The following is a 2,025-nucleotide window of genomic DNA, read 5'->3' as shown; positions in this document are numbered from 1 at the left end:
GCGTTGCGGTCCTTGGCCACCGCCTCAAGGCGGTGGCGATCAGACGGCGTGATGGTGATCGAAACCCCGGTGCGCATGCGCCAGACTCGCATACGCGCCGACCGAGGGGAATCCCAAGCAGGACTCTTCCGTCAGGCAGAGACCACTAGCGCTTTGGCTACGTCATGCCAGTCGGCGTCRTCGAGGCACAGTTCGTAGTTGTCCGTGAAATTGGCGACGGCTTCGTAAATTTCACTGCCGCTGCGCAGGCCTTTATTGGCTGGAAGATCGCGAGATACCCCACATTCTTGGAGCTTTTCTTTCGCGCTGCACGTAAATGTGCCTTTTTTGGTCTTATTTAGCCATATCCTTGTCGACCAAAATCCAAGAACATTGCCCTGAGTGATATTCAATATCTCAATTTTACTTTCCACAAACTTCTCCAATTTGCTCACGATATCAATTCCCGGCCCGGCCGCGTCTTTCACGGGCAAGCGAAAAATTCGCGAACAGCGCTGAGAACAATAAGACTACCCCGCCGAATGCGAAGCCGAAGGCGGCGATGAACATTAGGCCGCGCTTCGGGCCTTCGGCCCCAGCAATGAATGCTATCAAGGCGCATCCCAACAAGACGGTGCCTATCAACAAGCACACCAGCCGCCGTGCCTTCGACATAGGCTTAGGCGCATCCGGGTCGTTGTAGATGATCGGGCCGTCGGGGTCGTTGTCGTTGAGAAAGCGGGGTTCGGGGACTTTCATAGGCCGGGACCATGCGTGGCCGGCGCTCGCGGGTCGATATTAACCGCGGCCAATCCCTTGTCATTCTCAGCCAGGCTCTGCCTGGAAGCAGCTGAGGCGCCCTCCGGCTGTCGCTATGGGCGGGATGTGCGCTTTGCTTCAAGCCGCGCCAGGAGCCGGCACAGGCGGGAATTGAGCGTCGCCTCTATGGTCTCGATCCGCTCCCATCGCCAGCGCGAGCCGCCCGTGCGCCTCATCATGCAGCACTGAGGCGTTACGGATAGCCGAAATCCGGCCCTCTTGGCGTTGTTACAGATAAGCAACTTAATGCCCAGCAGGTTTTTCAATTATCTGTAACGCCAAGAACTCTTCGTCGCTATTTTGTTACAGATATCCGTAGCAACGCGCACGTCGGTCTCCTCCTACCCGTAACAACGAGCATCAGGGCTGCAGAACGGCCAGCACAAACAGAGAACGCTGACACTGCTAGTGCTAAAGCAGCGATTGTCCGTCGGATCGGTATTCGGGTAGCTGTAACCATGAAGCCCCCGGTTTTTTCTCTCCAGCCCGGCCATTGCACGCGCTGCTCGGTGGCGTTCCCGGCGGACGCCGCCCCCTTTATCGTCTCAGAAACGGTCGCCAGGGACTACCTCGATCCGTCTATCCCCCGCATCGGATGGATTGCGACGGTGAAAGCGTCCGTCCCCGTCTGCGACGCGTGCCTTACCAGTTGGGAACGCACCTGGTGCACGGCAGAGATGGTCTGCGAAGGATGCGGCGATCGCATGTTCGTTCCCCCTCGGGACAAGAGGGCGACCTGTTCCACTGCCTGTTGGCAACGCGCCCGGCGGGCGCGGATACAGCGCGAACGTCCTCCCCTGAAATGCAACGTGTGTGCGACGTTCTTCTTCCCAAAGCGTCGTGCCGACGCGAAGTACTGCTCCAATCTCTGCCGCCAGCTCGCCTACCGGCTGCGGCTCGGGTGACGAGGGCGGCAAGGCCAACTCTGCGGTTGATCAGCGTCGAGTGGACGTACCCGTCAGGATGCCCGGATCAGTGAGCATCTGCAGGATCTTGATCGTAGCGGCTGTTGATGCAGCCGGCGTTGAGGACGTCGCGAGGGAAGTTCGGCTGAACCCGTTAACAAGGAGGCCCTTGTATGGGTGTAATGCGCTTCATCATGCAGCACTGGCAGGAGCGCCAGCGGCAAGTCGATATCGAAGTTCTCTGGCCGGCATGTCTGCGTAACTCGCGCGACATTGACTGTGCCCGGCGTGCCTTCACGATCCACGCTCTGAACGACCCGGC

Annotated in this window: 2 protein-coding genes; both read right to left on the bottom strand. The window is 59.0% G+C overall.

Annotated features, from left to right (window positions below; genetic code table 11):
• Window positions 1–131 precede the first annotated feature (131 nt).
• Entirely contained in the window at window positions 132–434 is a 303-nt protein-coding gene (locus AC1DGP_RS35120) for a hypothetical protein (protein WP_476833280.1), read from the bottom strand.
• A gap of 4 nt (window positions 435–438) precedes the next feature.
• Window positions 439–738: a hypothetical protein gene (locus AC1DGP_RS35115; protein ID WP_476768890.1), complete on the bottom strand. Its 300-nt coding sequence runs from the start codon at window positions 736–738 to the stop codon at window positions 439–441.
• Between the last annotated feature and the right edge of the window lie 1,287 nt (window positions 739–2,025).

It is taken from the genome of Allobosea sp. 05T433 (assembly GCF_056396065.1).
The sequence above is the reverse complement of the archived record's forward strand: the minus strand, read 5'-3'. Positions and strand labels throughout refer to the sequence as shown.